The following is a 20,641-nucleotide window of genomic DNA, read 5'->3' on the forward strand; positions in this document are numbered from 1 at the left end:
ATGACGCGCGATAACGCCACGTTCGAGAGTGGGATTCACCGTGCTCATGTGCGCGCCTTGGTCTGATAAGTCGGATGCCAGCGTAGCGTGACGCGCTCGATGGCCCTTGCCGCCATGTCGGCGAGCTTGCCGAGCAGCGCGTAGAGCAGAATGCCGACGAGCACCACATCGGTCTGCAAAAATTCGCGGGCGTTCATCGTCATATAGCCGATGCCCGATTGCGCCGAAATGGTCTCGGCGACGATCAGCATTACCCACATCAGCCCGAATGCGAAGCGCACGCCGACGAGTATGGAAGGCAACGCGCCCGGCAAGATCACATGCCGATACAACGCCATGCCCGACAGCCCGTAGCTGCGCGCCATCTCGATGAGATCGCGATCCACCGAACGAATGCCGTGATACGTGTTCACGTAGATGGGAAAGAACACGCCGAGCGCAACCAGCACGAGTTTCGCTTCCTCGCCAATGCCGAACCACAGGATCAGCAACGGAATCATCGCGAGTGCAGGGATGTTGCGGATCATCTGCACAGTCGAATCGAGCGCAACTTCCGCAGGCTTGAAAAGCCCCGTGGCCAGGCCGAGCACGAAGCCGGTGGCGCCGCCCATCGCAAAGCCCGCGAGTGCACGCCACGCACTGACCTTCACGTTGGCCCACATGTCGCCGGACAAGATGAGCGCCCACGCCGCCTTCACCACGGCGAGCGGTTCGGGCAGCACGCGCGAAGAGAGACCGCCCGTGCGCGCCGCCGCTTCCCATGCGACGAGAATCAGCAGCGGCACGATCCAGGGCAGCGCCTTTGCACCGATGCCGCTCAAAGCCGTTCGAGCAGATTGATTTGCCATGACGATACTCAGCTTTGCGCGACCTTCGGCAGTTCGGACGTGCCGATCACTTCGCCGAACGGCCCCGAGAGCGGCCCGTTCGCCGCTTCTTTTTGCTGGCGCGGCAAGAGCGGGAACACGAGTTCGGCGAACCGATACGACTCTTCCAGATGCGGATAGCCCGAGAGAATGAAGGTATCGATACCGAGTTCCGCGTACTGCTTCATGAGACCGGCGACCTGTTCCGGATTGCCGACGAGCGCCGTGCCCGCGCCGCCGCGCACGAGGCCGACGCCGGCCCACAAATGCGGATACACCTCGAGCTTATCGCGATTGCCGCCATGCAACGCGGCCATGCGGCGCTGTCCTTCCGAATCCATTTTCGCGAACGATGCTTGCGCGCGCTGAATGGTTTCATCGTCGAGCTTGCTGATGAGGCGGTCCGCGTCGGCCCAGGCTTCCTTTTCGGTTTCACGCACGATCACATGAAGGCGAATGCCGAACTTGATGCTGCGGCCTTCGGCGGCAGCGCGCTTGCGGATGTCCGCGAGCTTTTTCTCGACTTCGGCGGGCGGCTCGCCCCACGTGAGATAAGTGTCGATATGCTTGGCCGCGATCTCGTGCGCAGCCGGCGACGACCCACCGAACCATAGCGGCGGATGCGCCTTCTGCACCGGCGGATACAGCACCTTGCCGCCTTGCGAACGCAGATGCTTGCCGTCGAAATCGATACTGCCGCTGTCGTGAGACTTTTCGAGCAGACCGCGCCAGATGCTCAGGAACTCGTCGGTGATTTCGTAGCGCGTGTCGTGGCTTTCGAAGACGCCATCGCCCGCGAGTTCGGTCGGGTCGCCGCCCGTCACCACGTTGATGAGCAAGCGCCCGTTGGAAAGCCGGTCGAACGTCGATGCCATGCGCGCCGAGAGCCCCGGCGTACTCAAGCCCGGCCGGATCGCGACGAGAAACTTGAGGCGCTTGGTGGCGGGAATCAGGCTCGAAGCCACGACCCAGGCGTCCTCGCAAGAACGGCCCGTCGGCAAGAGCACGCCTTCGTAGCCGAGCGTGTCGGCGGCGACCGCGATCTGGCGGAAGTAGTCGTAATTAGCGGCACGCGCGCCTTGCGACGTGCCGAGATAACGACTGTCGCCATGAGTTGGAATGAACCAGAAAACATTCATCGGGAGGTCTGCCTTTCGAATTCGTTGTGTCGTGAAGACGGGCATGCGGCTTTGCGAAACAGCCCGACGCTCGGGTCAGTCTAGCGACGCGGCGACGCTTGCCCAACCATCGATTCGCGCTAAGAATGTGCGCGAAACTGCTAACCCGAATTTACTGAGAATTACGCGACGTTCCAGCGCGCTTCGGTGACGTCGAGCTTCTTCGGAATGAGCTTGAGGTTGCTGAAAACGTCGGCGATCTGCTGCTGATATTCGAGCGTTGCAGGCGCGACGCTCTGCACGCCGTAAGCCGTCCGTTTCAGCGCGACTTCGAGAATGCCCGCATCGAGACCGACGAGGGGCGCGAGTTGCGTGGCGACGGCAGGGATGTTGTCGCGCGCCCAGCGATCGACCAGATCCAGTTCTTCGAGCACGGCACGCACGAGTTGCGGTTGCGCGGTGGCGAACTTGCGCGTGGCGAGGTAGTACTGGATGTTGCGCACGAGGTTCGTGCCATCGGTGATTTGACGTGCGTTCGCCTGCTTCTCGGCGGCGGCGAGATACGGGTCCCAGATTGCCCATGCATCGACGCTGCCTTGCACGAAGGCGGCGCGCGCATCGGCGGGGGCAAGATAGATGGGCTGGATATCCGTGTAGGCCAAACCCGCCTTCTTGAGCGCTTCCACGAGCAGATAGTGAACGTTGGAGCCTTTGTTCAGCACGACTTTCTTGCCGCGCAACTCGGCCACCGTTTGAATGGGCGAATCCTTCGGCACGACAATGGCTTCGGCGCGCGGCGCGGATGGCTCGTTGCCGACATAGACGAAATCGACGCCCGCGGCTTGCGCGAAGATCGGCGGCGTTTCACCGACGGTGCCGATATCCACCGCGCCCGCGTTGAGCCCTTCGAGCAATTGCGGACCAGCGGGAAATTCGAGCCATTGCACGGTGACGCCTTGCGCCGCAAGCCGCTTGTCGAGCGTGCCGCGTGCCTTCAACACCACGAAGTTGCCGTACTTCTGATAGCCGATGCGCAAGGTCTTGCCTGCATCGGCGGCAAAGAGGCGGCTCGACGCGAAGGCGCCTGCGCTGACGGCGGCCAGTTGCGCGAGCGCACGCCGGCGCGACAGCGAGAGAGAACGATCGGACATGCGGAGTTCCTTGGGATAGGGTCGTAAAGCCGAGGCAGACAGGCGCCAGAACGTCTTCCGAAAAGACGTCTATAGCCATCAATCCCTACTATGCGAGACGCGCGCCAAAAGCGGAACCAAGCAAATGTCATTTGCAAATGAATACGCCGTGACGCGGCTAGGCGCACGGCGCATATAAGGCGGTGGATGCGTGTGTGCGAATAAGCTTATGCGTTATTCGCGGGGAAAAAGCGATTGCCGGGTCTTGGCAAACCGAAGTGCTCGCGCAACGTGTTGCCTTCATACGCGCGCCGGAAAATGCCACGCCGTTGCAATTCCGGCACGACCTTGTCGACGAAATCGTCGAGACCCGCGGGCAGATACGGGAACATCACGTTGAAGCCGTCGCTGCCTTCCTCGGCGAGCCACTGCTCCATTTCATCGGCGATATCGGCTGCCGTGCCGATCATCTGCAAGCCCGAAAAGCCGCCCGCGCGTTGCGCCAGTTGCCGGATGGTCAGCCCTTCCGTGCGCGCCATTTCGACCACGCGTTCGCGCGCGCTCTTGCTCGCATTGGTCTCGGGAATCTCGGGCAAGGGACCATCGGGATCGAACGAGGAGACATCGTGGCCGAGCGCGATGGAAAGCGAAGCGATACCGCTTTCGTAATGCACGAAGGTATCGAGCAATGCGCGCTTCTCGCGCGCTTCCTCGCGCGAGTCGCCCACCACGACGAACGCGCCGGGAAGAATCTTCAGGTGCTCGCGCGGGCGGCCGAGTGCATCGAGCCGGCTCTTTACATCCGCAAAAAAACGCTTGCCCGCGGCCAGATTCGGTTGCGAGGTGAAGACCGCGTCGGCGGTTTCAGCCGCAAGCTGCTTGCCCGCTTCCGATGATCCGGCCTGCACGACGATCGGCCAGCCTTGCACCGGCCGCGCGATGTTCAACGGGCCGCGCACCGACAGATATTCGCCCTTGTGACCGAGCACGTGAAGTTTGGCGGGATCGAAGAAGAGGCCGCTTTCGGTATCGCGCACGAACGCGTCGTCGGCCCAGCTGTCCCACAGGCCCGTGACGACATCGTAGAACTCGCGCGCGCGGCGATAGCGCTCGTCGTGCTCCATGTGATCCTCGCGGCCGAAGTTCAATGCGGCATCCGGGTTCGACGTGGTCACGAGGTTCCATCCGGCGCGTCCGTCGCTCAAGTGATCGAGCGAGGCAAAGCGCCGCGCGATGTGATACGGCTCGTCGAATGTCGTCGATGCCGTCGCGACCAGCCCGATCTTCTCCGTCACCGAAGCCAGCGCGGAAAGCAGCGTGAACGGCTCGAAGGATGTCGCGGTGTGGCTGCGTTTGAGCGCGTCCACGGGCATGTTGAGCACGGCGAGGTGGTCGGCCATGAAGAATGCGTCGAAACAGGCGCTCTCAAGCTTTTGCACGAACTGCTTGAGATGGCGGAAATTGAAGTTGGCATCCGCATACGCGCCGGGAAAACGCCACGCGCCGGTATGCAGGCTCACCGGCCGCATGAATGCGCCGAGATGCAGTTGTCGGGAAAGGGTCATGTGAAAATCGGTTCGAGTCCAGGTCAGCGCTTACGTTACTTCAGGCATGCAAACGTTGCTTGGATCGACGATGAACCGACGCGCCGGAATCGTGGCGCGTCGATGCGAATGCGGATTCAGTGCGGCGGAAGATCGGCGGGCGACTGAAATAGATCGACCGTATAGCCCATGTTGAAGTAGCCCGCGCGCGCATAGAGCGCGATGTGTTCGAGCCGGTCGGCGCGCGTGCTTTCGTCGTCGGGCAGCTCGATTACGCTCGTGGCATTGCAGCCGCATGCGGCGCGCGCACGTTCCAGCGACCGCAATTGCCAGCGCTCACGCATGCGTCCGGCGGGCGCGTAGATGGCTTGGAGATAGTGCGACAGGAACTGCGGCATGGCTCATCCCCTTCAAATGGTGAATGAATCAAATCTAGGCCGCCCGCAACGCTTTCACAAACAAGGTTTTCTGCAAAGCAATACACCGCCTGCATGCCTTATATAGCGCTCAAACCGCCCGTGACGGCAAACGAAAAGGCGCTATATCGATAGCGCTCGATATTATTTGTCGCGAGGCGCTGCCGCCTCTAGCATCACGTCTCTCCCAACTTATCAGCTTTTGCCCCATGAAAATAAAGTCGCCGATAAAAACCGCGCTGTTTTCCCTGCTGCTTGCATGCGGCGTGATGAGCGCCGCACCGTTGTTCGCGGCGAATCAGACGGTGCGCGTGGGCATCATGTCGGGCGAGGACGAGGATGTCTGGCGCACGGTAGCGGCCAACGCAGCCAAACAGGGCCTGACGGTGAAGGTCACCACTTTCGCGGATTACACCCAGCCGAACGAAGCGCTCGCGCAACACGATCTCGACGCCAACTCGTTCCAGCACAAGCCTTATCTCGATGCGCAGATTCAGGCGCGCCATTACGACATCGTGCCGGTCGGCTTCACTTACGTGCAGCCTATCGGCCTCTATTCGCGCAAGGTGAAGTCGGTCGCCGCGCTGCCGCAGAACGCAACCATAGCCGTGCCGAATGATCCGAGCAATGAAGGCCGTGCGCTCTTGCTGCTGCAGGCGAACGGCGTCATCAAGCTGCGCGACAACGTCGGGTTGCTGCCGACGGCGCGTGACATTGCCGACAATCCGAAGCACGTGCAGATCAAGGAACTCGATGCGGGTATCGTCGGCCGCGCGATCGGCGACGTGGACGCTGCCGTGGTGAACACCGACTGGGCCATCAAAGCGGGCATCCAGATTCCGCAGGAACGCATTGCGCAGGAGAAAGTGCCGGGCAATCCGTATCGCAACTTTCTGGCGGTGAACGCGAAAGATGCGCAGGCGCCGTGGGTCAAGACGCTGCAGACGAGTTATCAGCAGGCCAACGTCGCCGCGACGATCCTGAAGGTGTATCACGGTGCGACCTTGCCGGCATGGGACGGCGCGCCGCAGAAGTAATGCGCGTGTGATGTAAGCGACGACGCCCGGCATGACCGGGCGTCGATCGTCTGAGCGCTGTTTAACTCGCCTAAACCGCCTCTTCCACTCGATACCCCGCCGGCACATCGAGCCCGAGATGCCCGCGCAAGGTAGTCCCTTCGTAAGCGCGTCGGAAGATTCCGCGCTTTTGCAGAATGGGCACGACGCCATCGACGAAGGCTTCGAGCCCGCCCGGCAACGCGTCGGGCATGAGGTTGAAGCCATCGGCGGCGCCGTCTTCGAACCAGTGCGCGATGTCCTCGGCAACCTGTTCGGGCGTGCCGACGATCACGCGATGCCCCCCGCCGCCCGCCAACGCGCGGATGAGTTCGCGCACCGTATAGCCATGCGCGCGCGCCTGCGCGATGGTCGCGTGGAAGAACGTGTGATTACCGTTGCCGTTGTTGGGCAGCGTGAGATTCTCGGGAAGATGCTCGTCGAGCGAGAGCGAATCGGCCGGAATGCCGAGCGTGCCGGCAATCCGGTTCAGGCTGTAGCGCCATGGAATGAGATCGACGAGTTCATCGCGACGGCGGATGGCTTCGGCCTGCGTCGCGCCGATGATCGTCGTGAGACCCGCGAGCACTTTCACCGCATGCGGCCCGCGTCCGTAGCGCGCCGCACGCACGTTCAGATCCTCGCGATACGCCTTCGATTCGTCGAATGATTGCGACGCCGAGAACACCGCTTCCGCATGACGCGCCGCGAGATCGCGCCCGTCGCCGGATGCGCCCGCCTGCACGAGCACCGGATGCCCTTGCTTCGAGCGCGGCAGATTGAGCGCGCCTTGCACCGCGAAGAAGCGTCCGCGATGCGCGGCGGGATGCAGCTTGCCGAGATCGACGAACTGGCCGGTCCCTTTGTCGGCAACGAGCGCATCGTCCTCCCAGCTATTCCACAACGTCTTCACGAGCGTGGCGAACTCTTCCGCACGCGCATAGCGTTCGGCGTGATCCGGGACGGCTTCCAGCCCGAAGTTGCGTGCCGAAGGCAGATCGGCCGTCGTTACCATGTTCCAGCCCGCGCGGCCGCCGCTGATCAGATCGAGCGTGGCGAAGCGCCGCGCAAGGTTGAACGGCTCGTTGTAACTCGTGGATGCCGTCGCGATCAGCCCGATATGCTTCGTCGCGGCCGCGACGCTCGCGAGCAGCAGCGTGGGTTCGAGCGCCGTGATCGGGCGCATGTCGAGTTGGTCGGTGATCGCGGCGCTATCGGCGAGGAAGATCGCGTCGAGACAGCCACGCTCCGCGATCTGCGCGAGACGCACGTAATGATCGATATCGACGAAGGCGCGCGGATCGGCGTCGGCCAGACGCCATGCGGAAGGCACGAAGCCGGAATGAAGCGCATTGATGTTCAGATGCAACTGGCGCGGGGCTTCGCCGCTCATGGGTGACACTCCGGGAAAAGTCGGACCTTCGATTGTCCGATGCGAACCGGGTGCCGCGCCACGAACAATTTCGTGGATTCATATTCGCTGGGGCGCTAAGGGACTAGCGGCATTTATCGATAGCTCGCGCCGACGTGCGGCGCCTGCAGATAGGCGCCGTTGCCAAACAGCTTCTCGCGCAGGGTGCCTTCTGCATATTCGGTCTTGTATGCACCGCGCCTTTGCAGCTCGGGCACGAGATATTGGACGATATCGTGGAACGTGCGCGGCGACTCTACCCACGCGAGATTGAAGCCGTCGATATCCGTTTCTTCCACGAGCGCCTGCAATTCGTCGGCAACCTGAGCCGCATCGCCGACCACGACCGCGCCGCGTCCGCCGATCGTCACGAATTCCACCGCATCGCGCACGGTCCACACGCGTTCCGGGTCCAGCTTGCTGAACGATGCAAGTGCGGACTGGCCGGCATCGGTATCGACGTAAGCGAGGGTATCGTCGGGCTTATAGCGCGAAAGATCGATGCCCGTCCAGCCGGATAACAACGCCAGGGCACCTTCGTAACTCGCGCGCGCCTGATACGCGGCATAGCGTGCCTGCGCGCGTTCGGCGGTTTCATCGACGATCACGGTCAGCATGGCGAACAGCAATGCGCTGTCCGGTGCGCGGCCCGCCTCCGCGAGCGCGGTGCGGATGGACTGCGCCGACTTGCGCAAGCCATTGCGCGTGGGCGCGCCAAGAAAGATGCATTCCGCATGCTTGGCCGCGAATGCCGTGCCGCGCGTCGATCCGCCTGCCTGGAACAGAAGCGGCGTGCGCTGCGGCGAAGGCTCGCACTGGAAAATACCTTCGCTTTCGAAGTAGCGGCCCTTGTGTGTGATCTTGCGCACGCGCGCGGGGTCGGCGTAGATGCCGCGTTCGGCATCGCGCCGCAATGCGCCTTCTTGCCAGCTTCCTTCCCAAAGTTTGTAGCAGACTTCGAGAAACTCATCGGCGCGATCGTAGCGTTCGTCATGGGCGCGCAGTTCCGTCTGCCCGAGACTCAACGCGCCGCTTTGCAGATACGACGTCACCACATTCCATGCGACGCGTCCCCGGCTCAACTGATCGAGCGTGGTGAAGCGCCGCGCCAGCAGATACGGCGCTTCATAAGCCACCGATACCGTCACGCCGAAGCCCAAGTGCTTGGTCGCGTGCGCCATCAAGGGAATCAGCGGCACGGGGTCGTTCATCGGCACCTGGGCGGCGGTGCGCAACGCGGCGGCGGGACTGTCGCCGTAGACATCGTAGATGCCGGTGACATCGCCGAGAAAGAGGCCGTCGAAACAGCCCTCTTCCAGCACCTTTGCAAGCTCGACCCAATAGCGGGTGTCGAGATAGCCGACTGAATCGTCTGCAGGCGCTGTCCACTGACCGGGCGCGAGATGCCCCACGCAATTCATCATGAAGGCATTGAACCGGATCTGGCGAGGCATAATCGACTTGGCTGGACGCGTGAAAACCTTCGAGTCTAGTCATTTGATCGCGCTTGGAGAAAGGCCGTATCGTCATGCGCTTATTACCGTCGGAAGAATATGCAAAGCGTGGATGCATCTATAAGCGGCATCCATGAGGCTGGCGCGCCGTCTTGCTCCGACGAACCCGCGCATTTCAGATTCGCACGCTATTTGTCTTCCCGCCCGCGCGCCAGCGGCATGTCGCCCTTTCGCTATACATACGTATAAATGCCGAAGGTGTTTGCAGAAGCCATGATGTCGTCAGATTGACACCGGCCCGTCAGGCGTTTCCAAGAAGCGAACGCCCCGGCCCGATGACGTGGCCCGTGATTCGCCATGCGCGGATCACGGTTCGATGAACCGCGCCAAGGTCCGCCGGGCTAGCGCGCAGCCTTGGTGGATGCTCCGATGAATCTCGACGCTCTCGACCTTTCGCGCCTTCAGTTCGCCTTCACGGTCTCGTTTCACATCATCTTCCCGGCATTGAGCATCGGGCTTGCGAGTTTCATCGCCGTGCTCGAAGGCTGCTACCTCAAGACCGGCAAGCCGCATTACAAGGTGCTTTGTCTCTACTGGTCGCGCATCTTCGCCGTGGGCTTCGGCATGGGCGTGGTGTCGGGCGTGGTCATGGCCTATGAGTTCGGCACCAACTGGTCGGGCTTCGCACGCTTTGCCGGACCCATCACCGGTCCCTTGCTCACCTATGAAGTCATGACCGCCTTCTTTCTCGAAGCGGGCTTTCTCGGCATCATGCTGTTCGGCTGGGAGAAGGTCGGCCCGAAAGCGCATTTCGGCGCGACAATTATGGTGGCGATCGGCACGCTGATCTCCACGTTCTGGATTCTCTCGTCCAATAGCTGGATGCAGACGCCGCAAGGCTTTAGGATCGAGAACGGACACGTGGTTCCGGTCGACTGGTTCGCCATCGTGTTCAACCCGTCGTTCCCGTATCGGCTCGCGCATATGACGCTTGCGGCGTTCATCGTCGCCGCGCTCGTGGTTCTGGCAACGGGCGCATGGCATCTGCTGCGCGGCAGGCGCGACGCGGAAACGCGAACCATGGTGTCGATGGCGCTCTGGCTGCTGCTAGTGCTCGCGCCGGTTCAGGCGCTCGTGGGCGACCAGCACGGTCTCAACACGCGGCGCTATCAGCCTGCGAAGATCGCGGCGATAGAAGGCCTTTGGCAAACCGAGAAAGGCGGCACGGCGCTCAATCTGATCGGCTTTCCCGATATGAACGCGGAAGTCACGCGTCATGCGATCCAGATCCCGCATCTCGGCAGCTTGATTCTCACGCATAGCTGGGATGGCGAAATTCGCGGGCTCAAGGACTTTCCCAAAGCGGACCGGCCGAATTCGTCGCTGATCTTCTGGACCTTCCGCGTGATGGCCGGTCTCGGCATGCTGATGATTCTCGTCGCCGTGACGGGTAATCTGCTCAGACGCGGCGGACGCTTATTCGAAGCGCGCTGGTTCCAGTGGACCGCCGTCCTGATGGGCCCGACTGGTTTCATCTCGCTGCTCGCCGGATGGATCACGACGGAAGCGGGCCGCCAGCCCTGGGTGGTCTATGGCGTGTTGCGCACCTCCGATGCAGTCTCGCCCATCACACAGGCTTCCGCCGGGCTTTCCCTGCTGCTGTTCGTGCTGGTGTATTGCCTCGTCTTCGGCATCGGGCTCTACTACATCTTCCGCATGATCGGCCAGGGGCCGCAAGGAACGCCGCCGCTGCCTGCCGACGCCACGCGCGATCCCACCGAAGCCACGGGCCGCCGCCCCTTCTCCGCCGTCTCGCGCTAACCGTGCGGCACGCCAAATCACGTGAGGTGACGACATGGATCTGACAATCGTTTGGGCTGCGATCATCGCCGCAGGCATCTTCATCTACGTGGCGCTCGATGGCTTCGACCTCGGCGTCGGCATGATCTTCCCGTTCTTTCCCGACGAAGCCGAACGCGACCTGATGATGCACAGCATCGCACCGATATGGGATGGCAACGAAACCTGGCTCGTGCTCGGCGGCGCCGCGTTGTTCGCGGCCTTTCCGCTTGCGTATTCGATCGCGCTGTCGGGGCTTTACCTGCCGATCATCTTCATGCTGGTGTGTCTGATCTTTCGGGGCGTGAGCTTCGAAGTGCGCGCCAAGGCAACGCGCACGAAAAATATCTGGAACCTGTTCTTCATCTGCGGCTCGGCTGGCGCGAGCTTTTTTCAGGGCGTGATTCTGGGTGCCTATCTGCACGGCATACCCGTGAGCCAGAATGCATTCTCGGGCGACCCGTTCTTCTGGATCGCACCTTTTCCGTTTCTCACAGGGCTTGGTCTCACATGCACTTATGCGCTGCTGGGCGCGGGTTATCTCGTCCTCAAGACGGATGGCGATCTGCAACGACGCATGCGCGCGCTCATCCTTCCGCTCACGGCCGTGCTGCTTGCGTTCATCGCGGTCGTATCCGTGTGGACGCCGCTCACCGATGCGCGCATCGCCGAACGCTGGTTTCATTCGTCGTTTCATCTTTGGCTGTATTTGGTGCCGGTCGCGGTGGTGCTGACGGCGGTCGCCATGTACTTCGCGATCAAACGCGAGTCAGAGGCCGGTCCGCTCGCTATCGCGCTGCTGCTCGTGTTCCTGGGCTATATCGGGCTGCTCTTGAGCGTGTGGCCTTATGCGTTGCCGGGCAGCGTGACCTTATGGGAGGCGGCATCGCCGGAAACGAGTCAGGCGTTCACGCTCGTGGGTGCGGTCATCATCATCCCGATCATTCTGGCTTATACGACGGTGGGCTACTGGGTGTTCCGGGGCAAAGTGAAGCCCGGCTCGGCTTATCACTAATCTCGCGCGGAGGATGACGCTTATGAAACCGAGCCCGGCACTCCGACGCTTTCTCTGGTTCGTGCTGCTCTGGTGCGTGGGTGTGGCGGGTACCGCGCTCATTACTTACCCGTTCCACTATCTGGCCGTCAAGGCGATGGGGCATTGACCGAGGCGACGTTCTCGCGCGGAAAGACTCGACAAAACGTCCACACGCAGGCGTATTCGCGTTGCCAAAGCGGCAATCCGGGCTGCGACGCACGCCGGGCGTCTGGATTGCTGGCATGAGGAGATTGGCGCCAAAATCTCCACGCCATCGCCATGACTACCTTGCGCCTGATTCTCGGCGATCAGTTGAACCCCGCGCATAGCTGGTTCGTCGAGCCCGACGCCACCGTGCATTACGTCATGATGGAGGTGCGTCAGGAGACGGATTACGTGCTGCATCACGCGCAAAAGATCATCGCCATCTTCGCGGCGATGCGCCGTTTCGCGGACGGTTTGCGTGAGGCTGGACATCGCGTTCACTATCTGAAGATCGACGATACGGCCAACGAGCACTCCGTTCCCGCGAATCTGGACGCGTTGATTGCGTCGCAGGCAATCGATCGCTTCGAGTATCAGGCACCCGACGAATGGCGGCTCGATCATCAGCTCGACGCGTATGCGAAGGCGCTGCCGATCGCCACGCAAATGGTCGACAGCGAACACTTCTTCACCGGGCGCCACGAAACGAAGCAGTTCTTCGACACCCACGGCAAGGGACAATGGCTGATGGAGCGGTTCTATCGGCATATGCGTACCCAGCATGGCGTGCTGATGGAAACGGAGCATCGGCCAGCAGGCGGCCAGTGGAATTACGATCACGACAATCGCCGCGCATGGCATGGCGAACCGCCGCCGCCCGAAGACCCTCGGCCGGTACATGACCATTCGAAGCTATGGCGCGATATCGTCGCCGCAGGCGTGAACAGCTTCGGCAATCCGCAGGCCGCGCGTATTCGCTGGCCGCTCGATCGTGCAGAAGCGCTCCAGCATCTCGCGCGCTTCATCGAGGAAGCCTTGCCGAACTTCGGCGCATGGCAGGACGCAATGAGCACGCACGAGCCGCGTCTCTTCCACTCGCAGCTTTCGTTCGCGCTCAACACGAAGATGCTCAACCCGCGCGAAGTGGTCGAAGCGGCTGAAGAGGCGTATCGCGCGCACCGTGCCGAATTGCCTTCGGTGGAAGGCTTCATTCGGCAGATCATCGGCTGGCGCGAATACATTCGCGGCGTGTACTGGGCGCAGATGCCGCGCTACGCAAGCAAGAACGTGTTCCGTCACAAGCGCGCGCTGCCGCAGTGGTTCTGGTCCGGCGACACTCGCATGCGTTGCCTGAAGCATGCGGTCGGCCAGTCGCTCGAAGAGGCGCACGCGCATCATATTCAACGGCTGATGATCATCGGCAATTTTGCGTTGCTCGCGGGTCTCTCCGTCCCCGAAGTCTGTGCGTGGTATCTCGGCGTTTATATCGATGCCTTCGAATGGGTCGAGTTACCCAACACGCTAGGCATGAGCCAGTTTGCCGACGGCGGCTTGATGGCGAGCAAACCTTATGTTTCGAGCGCCGCGTACATCGACCGCATGAGCGACTACTGTAAAGGCTGCGCATACGACAGAAAAGGCCGCAACGGAGAAGACGCTTGTCCCTTCAACGCGCTCTACTGGGACTTTCTCGCGCGCAACGAGGCGACGCTCGGGCGTAATCATCGGCTTACGATGATCTATAAGCAGTTGAGCCGGATGCCCGAGGAAGAACGCGCGGCCATAGCCACGAAAGCGCGTGCGCTGAAGGCGAATCTGGATTCGCTATGATGGCCCGCACGGTGTAACGTTGGCTGGCACGCAGCGCTTGAGAACTGGACTTCACTGGAGACATGACATGAAGCACTTGCCGAGATTCCGGCCTCTGATTTGCGCGACGGCCATCCTGCTCACCGGTTGCGCCACCAGCATGCAGAACGGCACGACGCATCTTAGCCCTGCACAGTGCCGCGATCTGACCGCGCTCAAGAACAATGCGCCGATCACATCCGAGCGTAATCGCAGCGAATTGGCGGCGCTGGAAACGGCGGGCTATCACCCGTCCATGTTTTTCGATCCGTATTACCCCGACGATCTGCAAGCGGCGCAACGTCAGGTGGATCGTTGGTATCAAGTGGAATGTCAGCCGATGCCGCCAAGCTGAAACGCCGCGTGCCGACTCGGGACGAGGGAACGCGCCCGATATAATCAGGTTTTGACAAACGAGGATCTCGCATGAAATTCGTCATTGCTTTGCTTGCTGCTTCGACTCTTGCATCGACTGCATTCGCTGCAAACCCGGTCGACAAGTTGCCGTCGGGTGTCGTCGTCGAACACATCAAGCAAGGAACGGGACCGCAACCTACCGCCGACGACGTCGTGCGCGTGAACTATCGCGGCACGCTCGCGAACGGTACCGAATTCGACGCGTCGGACAAGCACGGCGGCCCGGCCAGCTTCCCGCTCGGTCGCGTGATTCCCTGCTGGACGCAAGGCGTGCAGAAGATGAAAGTCGGCGGCAAGGCCAAGCTGACGTGCCCGGCAGCGACCGCTTACGGCGAACGCGGTATAGGCTCGATTCCGCCGAACAGCGATCTCACGTTCGAGATCGATTTGCTTGGAATCGGAAAGTAAGCCGTTACCAAAATCGCTTAAAGACATGCTGCCTTGCCCGGAAGTTGTCCGGCAAGGCAGCATGCCAGGGCGCTCGCGGCACCGGTCAATCAGGCAGCCGCTTCACGCAACGGCGCCGGCGGAACAACCGTTTCGACACGACCGGTCTTTACGTCATAGACCAAACCCGACACCACTAGATCATCCGGCAACGTCGTATTGGCCTTGAGCGCCGCGACGTCCAGCGCGACTGCCTGGTAGGGCTCGGTAATGGCAAGGGCATCGAGCGCGGAAGGCTCGACGTCGAGATACTGCGCAAGCAGCGCAGGCGCATGCCGATGGCATCCGATGATTCCGCAATCCGTATGCTGAAGCAGCACGAGGTTGCGCCCGCCATTCGGGCGTCCGGCCGCACGCGCCACGACGCTCAGCACGGCCAGCGTTTCGAGCAATGATCGATTGAGACGCCCGCCCACGTTGCGGATTACCGCCGCTTCGCCTTGTTCCAGCCCAAGCACGGCGGCAGGATCGACACGCGGATCCACACAGCCAACGACAATCGTCCCCAGCGACGGCAGCATCTTCAGTTCAGGCTCGAACCGCGTTTGAACGAAGTGCGCGTTACGTTCCGCGATGAGTTGGTTGAAGTCCATGTCCTTTCTCCTGGCGATCAGGGCAAATAGCCCGATGGTTGTATTCGGTGCGCGGCGCCCGCTCGAGACATACTTTTAGACCAAGCCTTCGCGGCTTTAAGGGACCGCCACTATCTGCTCGGCTGCGGCCCGGGCGATTTGCGACGCAATGTTCGTCGTCTCACTCGATGCGAGCGGATGCGGAAATCGCTTGTACCTTAACGTTCCGCGCCGTTACGATCCATGTCGTAGTTGCCACCATTCAGGACATCACACGGCGGGACTAACCATGCATCGGATCGGTTTCATCGTGCCGCAAAGGTTTCAGATGATGAGTCTTGCGGCCTTGACGGCGTTCGAACTGGCGAACCTTCCGCCGACCGGCCCGTACTACGACATTCGTCTGTTGTCCGAACACGGTGGCTTGACCGAGTCGTCGGGTGGCATGGCGCTTTCGACGGAGGCTTTCGACGACCCGGCTTTCGACACTGTCATCGTCGGGTCGATCACCGAACTCAAAATGCCTTCATTCGATGCGAATCTGATCGCGTTCGTGCAAGCGGCGGCCAGGGCATCGAGACGGATTGCTTCCATTTGCAGCGGCGCTTTCGTGCTCGCCGAAGCGGGACTGTTGGACGGACGGCGCGCGACCATGCACTGGGCGCATGCACCCGAATTCAGGGCGCGTTTTCCGGACGTGACGACGGACGAGGACCGGATCTTCATCAACGATGGCCCGGTCTGGACCTCGGCCGGCATGACCGCCGGCATCGATCTCATTCTGGCGCTGATCGACAATGACCTCGGCCCGGATGCCGCGAAGCTCGTCGCCCGGCTTCTCGTGATGCATCAGCGTCGGCTCGGCGGGCAGAAGCAGCATTCCGCGTTGCTCGAGATGACGCCTAGGTCCGATCGTATCGAGTTGGTGGTCGCGCACATTCGCCGCAATCTGCGCAATCCACTCACGGTCGAGGAACTCGCGGCGGTGGCGAACCTTAGCCCGAGGCAATTCAGCCGAGCGTTCATGGCCGAAACGGGTCAGTCGCCGGCCAAGGCCGTTGAACAGATTCGGCTGGAAGCCGCGAGATTCATGATCGAGCAAGGGCGTCACACGATCAACGTGGTCGCCGATGAAACCGGCTTCGCCGACCGCGAACGCATGCGTCGCGCGTTCTTGCGGACCTTTGGCGTACCCGCCGATGTGCTTCGCAGGAACGCACGCAGTGAACTGCGTTGAAAAACTAGCTGATCGTCGCTTATGACTGACCGTTCTTTTCATGTAGACAACGCATTGCTCGACTAATAGCAGCGACATGTGCTTTTATGTTGCGTCGCAACATTTATCGGCCTATCATGGGCCTGTGCATTGCTCGCGGTTCCACTAGCCGCGCTCGCATCGTCAAGTTGCAGTCGACAATCGACAATCGTCAGTAGGCCATCCGCCTAGTTTCCACTATCAAAGGAGCGCCTACATGGCCGCATCTACGTCCGCTTCCCCCTTTCGCGACCTCTCGACCAGCTGGTTCGAAACGCTCTCCGACGCAAGCGAGATGTTCCGCGCGACCTCGCAGGTGGTGGGACATCGCACGGTCCGCATGGCAATGGCGGGACCGCTGCCAAGCGAGCGCGATCAAACCGAATTCAGCCTGATGAGCACCGAAAAGAAAGAAGCCGCGACGGAAGCGTTGCAAGCGCTCGGCTCCGGCTGTCTCAGCCTCGCCATCACGCTCGCCGCCGACACGACGCGGCTCATCTGGGAAGCCTCCTCCGCGACTATCGCGCTGGCATCCAGCCAGACTGCGTCACAATGGCTGGAGCGGCAGGCCGTTTTGCTTGGCGTCGTCAATAATGCGCCGATCAATCCGCTGCGTCTGGCCAATTCGGCCACGCACGTGATCCAGGAAACGCTTGCTCCCATTCACGACCGCGCGACAGCCAATGCCAAACGGCTAGGTGCCTTGTGAGCACCGCGACTGTCCCGTTACGGCGCCGACGTGCCGCCGCGCGCCAGTCGAAAAACGGCGAAGCGAAGGCAGATATCGTGGTGAACCTTCAGGGCGTATCGGAAACGATGCTGTGGACGCTGTATGACCGCGCGTGCGAGGCCAGACGGCCGAACCCCGTGTTGTCCGATCCCGAGAGTTCCAGAATCTGCGCTGCGATCGATTATGACTTCGCGGGACGCTTCGGTGTCCCGGACGGCTCGTTCGCGGCACGCGCCGCCGAAATCGATCATCTGGTCTTGCGCTGGCTCGAAGATCATCCGAATGGCGTTGTCGCTTCGCTGGGCGAAGGCCTTGAAACTCAGGCACACCGTGTCGATAACGGCCGCATGAAGTGGCTCACCGTCGACCTTCCCGCTGCCATCGCGTTTCGGGAGAATTTTTTGCAGCCATCGAAGCGCTTTCGTCACATTGCGGCGAGCGCGCTCGATCCGCTGTGGGCAAAAGAGATCGATTCGGACGGCGATGTGCTGGTCGTCGCTCAAGGCTTGCTGATGTACCTCGACCCGGCGGCGGTGAAGCGCCTGTTCAACGATATCGCCGCGCGCTTTCCCAAAGCCCAGATGATCTTCGATGTCATACCGCAATGGTTTTCGTCGCTGACCATGTGGGGTGTGATGAAAACACCGTACTACCGCTTACCGCCAATGCCGTGGGGCATCGATACCAACGACATCGAAGCTTGTCTGCGCGCGTGGTCACCGGGCATCGAATCGGTGAGCTTGCTCGAATACCGCGCGCCGCGTGGCTGGCCGAGGCTCGCGGACAACTTGATCCGCATGCATCCGGGCAGCGAAAAGTATCTGCCGTGTCTGGTGCATGTGACGCTGGGTCCGTAGGAGTATTTCACTTTCGCTTCGCTTCGGCGTGCAAGCCGCGGGGCGCATGACTCGACACCTGAGTCGTTTTGCCAGTTCCAAACGCCTTCCCAGGCAAACCATCCTCCGTCTACCGGTACTTCCTGTGCGCGTCTCCACGGGTGCTGTCGCAGTCCGTGCTGGCAATCGAACGAACCTCCCCCGCTCGTCTACCGCTTGGCCTGCAAGCCACGCAAGCCCTACCGCAAGTCCTACGCGTTCCCCATCGAAACCGCCTTTTTTGACATTCGGAACGATTCATGCTGATTGTTAAGGATCACCGAGGGTCGTGGTCAGGGGATGTCTCCTGACGCGGTGATTTCGCCGGGCAGAGAGTCGACAGACCCGCCATTGCGCGCCGCCCGTGGCAGGCCCGTCGCGGGTGCTTTTTGGCTTTATTGCGAATACCTCGGGCGCCTTGCCATTGCGCTTGCAACAGACCTTCAACTGGAATCAAGGGACGACATGAACTACAAACCCATGCCTTCGGGTAATGCAGAGCAGCACCCCGCCGATAAAACCGATTCGCTGACTGACGACGAAGTCCAGGAAAAACTGGATAACGGCGACAGTGAGAAGATCGACTCGGTGCTCGACGATCTGGATGTCACGGACAGCCCGGAGGACAAGGATCAGGCAGACAAGCCGGCTATCTAAAATACGACGTGGTAGAGCACGAGAGGCGCGCATTGAAACGCGGGCGCTCGATGTCGCGAATCGCGCGGCGCTTGAGCGTTGCCAAGCGTAAAGCACGGACCAAGCCGAAAATCGAGCGCAAACCGCTTGGCGGCAGCTTTGTCTTCGTGGCGGTGAGGCTTCGATGGCGTATCGAACCATCATTCGCCCCCGGTGCTCAACCAGCTCGTGCAAATAATCACTCGCAGCCGGCGCAGAGCGCGCAAACTGCGTGTCTGCGGAAACGTTCTGCGAGCAGCGATCATGCACTCACCCATACATGGCCCACGACCTTTCGTCGAACAAAACCGAGGACTCGACCCGCGCCGGGACGATCTGTTCTTCGCGGCCGCCACCACCACGCGCACGCCCATGCTGGTGGCGGACGCGCGCCTTCCCGACTACCCGATCATTTTTGCCAACGATGCCTTTCGCAAGCTCACGGGTTACACCGACGCCGAGATCTACGGCCGCAATTGCAGGTTTCTACAAGGTCCGGACACCGACCTGACGGCGCTTGCCGATCTCCGCGTCGCGCTGAAAGAAGGCAGAGAGTTTGCCGCCGAAATCCTGAATTATCGAAAGGACAAGACGACATTTTGGAACGAGCTTTTCATTGCGCCCATCTTCACCGAAGAGAACGAACTCGTGTACTTCTTCGCGTCCCAGGTCGATGTGAGCCGCAGGCACGAAGCCGAAGAAGGTCTGCATCAGGCGCGGAAAATGGAAGCGCTCGGTCAACTGGCCGGCGGCGTGGCGCACGATTTCAATAACCTGCTGCAAGTCATGGTCGGTTATGTCGATCTGCTCGACCTCAGCGTCAAGACCGATGCACGCGACGAAACCATCCTGAAGAACATCGCCAAGATTCGCGGCGCGGTCAAAACGGCGTCGTCGCTCACGCAGCAAATGCTGTTGTTCGCGCGCAAGCAGGTGCTGGTCGGGCGCACGGTGAACCTGAACGGCATCTGCGACGACTTGCTGGAACTCGCGCGTCACACGCTCGGCGACACCATTTCAATCCGCACGGAATTTGCCAGTGACTTGCGCAATTGCCAACTGGACGTCGGGCAACTCGAAATGGCCATGCTCAATATCATCCTGAATGCGCGCGACGCATTGAGCGGCCAAACCGACGCGCAAGTGCTCCTGCGCACGGATAACTTCGAACTGACGAAGGCCAATTCAACAGGCCTCGTCGATCTACCCGAAGGACGCTACGTCACGCTATCCATCACCGACAACGGCACGGGCATGACGCCGGAAGTCGCCGGCAAGGTGCTGACGCCGTTCTTTACCACCAAGGGCCGTGGCAAGGGCACGGGGCTTGGCTTGAGCATGGTGGCTTCGTTCGCGCGTCAGACAGGCGGCGCGCTCACCATATCGTCCGACTACGGCGTCGGCTCGACGCTCACGTTCTATTTCCCCTCGGTGGATGTGGCCGAGGAGGCGTCGCAAGACACCTCGCACGTGATCAGCCAAAGAGGAACCGAGAAAGTACTGATCGTGGATGACCGGCGCGACGTGGGCGAAGTCGCGCAAGCCATGCTCGACGAAATGGGCTATTCGACGAAGCTCGCGCTCAACGCAGCGGACGCGCTCGCCATTCTCGCATCCGACGAAGCATTCGATTTGCTCTTCACGGACTTCGTGATGCCGGGTGCCTTGACCGGCGCGGGACTCGCGCGCGAAGCCAAGCGTCTGAAGCCCGAACTGCGTGTACTGGTGGCGACGGGCTACGCCGAAACCATCGAGGATATCGCCGATGCAAATGGCGTGCGCTTCAAGGTCATCCACAAGCCTTATCGTCAGGCCGATCTTGCACGCGAAGTACGCCTGGTGCTGGACGACCCGCGCTGGCGATAACGTCGCCGTGCCTATCCGCTAAAACCGTTCGATCCTGCACGACCTCCCCCGCTTCAGATGCGACGCTCACGTCATGGCAGCAACGCTATCAACGTCCGGGAG

At 61.3% G+C, this 20,641-nt stretch carries 20 protein-coding genes; 12 read left to right on the plus strand and 8 right to left on the minus strand.

The window, feature by feature from the left end; translation table 11 throughout:
• Nucleotides 1-44: 44 nt before the first annotated feature.
• The 5 genes from ssuC to P9292_RS04495 form a co-directional block, all read right to left on the minus strand.
• The gene (gene ssuC, locus P9292_RS04475; RefSeq protein ID WP_309958155.1) at nucleotides 45-848 is read right to left on the minus strand and encodes an aliphatic sulfonate ABC transporter permease SsuC; all 804 of its coding nucleotides are present in this window, start codon (nucleotides 846-848) and stop codon (nucleotides 45-47) included.
• Between the two features lie 8 nt (nucleotides 849-856).
• Complete coding sequence (ssuD, locus tag P9292_RS04480; protein ID WP_244830918.1) at nucleotides 857-2,005, minus strand: FMNH2-dependent alkanesulfonate monooxygenase; 1,149 nt, start codon at nucleotides 2,003-2,005, stop codon at nucleotides 857-859.
• A 161-nt stretch (nucleotides 2,006-2,166) separates the two neighbouring features.
• Entirely contained in the window at nucleotides 2,167-3,135 is a 969-nt protein-coding gene (locus tag P9292_RS04485; RefSeq protein WP_309958157.1) for a sulfonate ABC transporter substrate-binding protein, read from the minus strand.
• Between the two features lie 206 nt (nucleotides 3,136-3,341).
• The gene (locus tag P9292_RS04490) at nucleotides 3,342-4,679 is read right to left on the minus strand and encodes an LLM class flavin-dependent oxidoreductase (protein ID WP_250494490.1); all 1,338 of its coding nucleotides are present in this window, start codon (nucleotides 4,677-4,679) and stop codon (nucleotides 3,342-3,344) included.
• A 116-nt stretch (nucleotides 4,680-4,795) separates the two neighbouring features.
• Nucleotides 4,796-5,056 (minus strand): hypothetical protein, encoded by a 261-nt coding sequence (locus tag P9292_RS04495; protein ID WP_244830921.1) that lies wholly within the window; start codon nucleotides 5,054-5,056, stop codon nucleotides 4,796-4,798.
• A 227-nt stretch (nucleotides 5,057-5,283) separates the two neighbouring features.
• Here P9292_RS04495 and P9292_RS04500 point away from each other — a divergent pair, with 227 nt between their 5' ends.
• Nucleotides 5,284-6,111, plus strand: coding sequence for a MetQ/NlpA family lipoprotein (locus P9292_RS04500; RefSeq protein ID WP_250469220.1), 828 nt, complete (start codon nucleotides 5,284-5,286; stop codon nucleotides 6,109-6,111).
• Between the two features lie 70 nt (nucleotides 6,112-6,181).
• Here P9292_RS04500 and P9292_RS04505 read toward each other — a convergent pair whose 3' ends face one another.
• Both P9292_RS04505 and P9292_RS04510 read right to left on the minus strand, forming a co-directional pair.
• Entirely contained in the window at nucleotides 6,182-7,522 is a 1,341-nt protein-coding gene (locus tag P9292_RS04505) for an LLM class flavin-dependent oxidoreductase (protein ID WP_250510965.1), read from the minus strand.
• Between the two features lie 113 nt (nucleotides 7,523-7,635).
• Nucleotides 7,636-8,994: an LLM class flavin-dependent oxidoreductase gene (locus P9292_RS04510; protein WP_309958161.1), complete on the minus strand. Its 1,359-nt coding sequence runs from the start codon at nucleotides 8,992-8,994 to the stop codon at nucleotides 7,636-7,638.
• Nucleotides 8,995-9,423: 429 nt separating this feature from the next.
• On the opposite strand from P9292_RS04510, the gene P9292_RS04515 reads away from it, so the two are divergent.
• The 6 genes from P9292_RS04515 to P9292_RS04540 all read left to right on the plus strand — a co-directional run bounded on the left by P9292_RS04515 (nucleotide 9,424) and on the right by P9292_RS04540 (nucleotide 14,527).
• Nucleotides 9,424-10,815, plus strand: coding sequence for a cytochrome ubiquinol oxidase subunit I (locus P9292_RS04515; RefSeq protein WP_244830925.1), 1,392 nt, complete (start codon nucleotides 9,424-9,426; stop codon nucleotides 10,813-10,815).
• Between the two features lie 34 nt (nucleotides 10,816-10,849).
• Entirely contained in the window at nucleotides 10,850-11,848 is a 999-nt protein-coding gene (gene cydB / locus P9292_RS04520) for a cytochrome d ubiquinol oxidase subunit II (RefSeq protein ID WP_309958164.1), read from the plus strand.
• Nucleotides 11,849-11,870: 22 nt separating this feature from the next.
• Nucleotides 11,871-11,996, plus strand: coding sequence for a hypothetical protein (locus P9292_RS04525; protein WP_255784860.1), 126 nt, complete (start codon nucleotides 11,871-11,873; stop codon nucleotides 11,994-11,996).
• 152 nt (nucleotides 11,997-12,148) lie between these two features.
• Complete coding sequence (locus P9292_RS04530) at nucleotides 12,149-13,684, plus strand: cryptochrome/photolyase family protein (RefSeq protein WP_309958166.1); 1,536 nt, start codon at nucleotides 12,149-12,151, stop codon at nucleotides 13,682-13,684.
• Nucleotides 13,685-13,751: 67 nt separating this feature from the next.
• Nucleotides 13,752-14,057 (plus strand): DUF4148 domain-containing protein, encoded by a 306-nt coding sequence (locus tag P9292_RS04535; protein WP_244830928.1) that lies wholly within the window; start codon nucleotides 13,752-13,754, stop codon nucleotides 14,055-14,057.
• A gap of 71 nt (nucleotides 14,058-14,128) precedes the next feature.
• Nucleotides 14,129-14,527: an FKBP-type peptidyl-prolyl cis-trans isomerase gene (locus tag P9292_RS04540; protein ID WP_250510961.1), complete on the plus strand. Its 399-nt coding sequence runs from the start codon at nucleotides 14,129-14,131 to the stop codon at nucleotides 14,525-14,527.
• 89 nt (nucleotides 14,528-14,616) lie between these two features.
• On the opposite strand, the gene P9292_RS04545 is transcribed toward P9292_RS04540, so the two are convergent.
• A complete protein-coding gene (locus P9292_RS04545; protein ID WP_309846868.1) occupies nucleotides 14,617-15,159 on the minus strand; it encodes a carbonic anhydrase in 543 nt (180 codons plus the stop codon).
• A gap of 268 nt (nucleotides 15,160-15,427) precedes the next feature.
• On the opposite strand from P9292_RS04545, the gene P9292_RS04550 reads away from it, so the two are divergent.
• From P9292_RS04550 to P9292_RS04570, 5 genes are all read left to right on the plus strand, one after another.
• A complete protein-coding gene (locus tag P9292_RS04550) occupies nucleotides 15,428-16,375 on the plus strand; it encodes a GlxA family transcriptional regulator (protein WP_309958169.1) in 948 nt (315 codons plus the stop codon).
• Nucleotides 16,376-16,610: 235 nt separating this feature from the next.
• A complete protein-coding gene (locus P9292_RS04555; protein ID WP_309958172.1) occupies nucleotides 16,611-17,102 on the plus strand; it encodes a polyhydroxyalkanoate granule-associated phasin in 492 nt (163 codons plus the stop codon).
• Nucleotides 17,099-17,980: a class I SAM-dependent methyltransferase gene (locus tag P9292_RS04560; RefSeq protein WP_309958174.1), complete on the plus strand. Its 882-nt coding sequence runs from the start codon at nucleotides 17,099-17,101 to the stop codon at nucleotides 17,978-17,980. Before P9292_RS04555 ends, P9292_RS04560 begins: the two co-directional genes overlap by 4 nt.
• A 285-nt stretch (nucleotides 17,981-18,265) precedes the next feature.
• Nucleotides 18,266-18,655 (plus strand): hypothetical protein, encoded by a 390-nt coding sequence (locus P9292_RS04565; RefSeq protein WP_309958176.1) that lies wholly within the window; start codon nucleotides 18,266-18,268, stop codon nucleotides 18,653-18,655.
• A 282-nt stretch (nucleotides 18,656-18,937) separates the two neighbouring features.
• Nucleotides 18,938-20,539 (plus strand): histidine kinase famiy protein, encoded by a 1,602-nt coding sequence (locus P9292_RS04570; protein WP_250494479.1) that lies wholly within the window; start codon nucleotides 18,938-18,940, stop codon nucleotides 20,537-20,539.
• Nucleotides 20,540-20,641: the final 102 nt, after the last annotated feature.

Source organism: Caballeronia sp. LZ001 (genome assembly GCF_031450875.1).
Classification (GTDB): domain Bacteria; phylum Pseudomonadota; class Gammaproteobacteria; order Burkholderiales; family Burkholderiaceae; genus Caballeronia.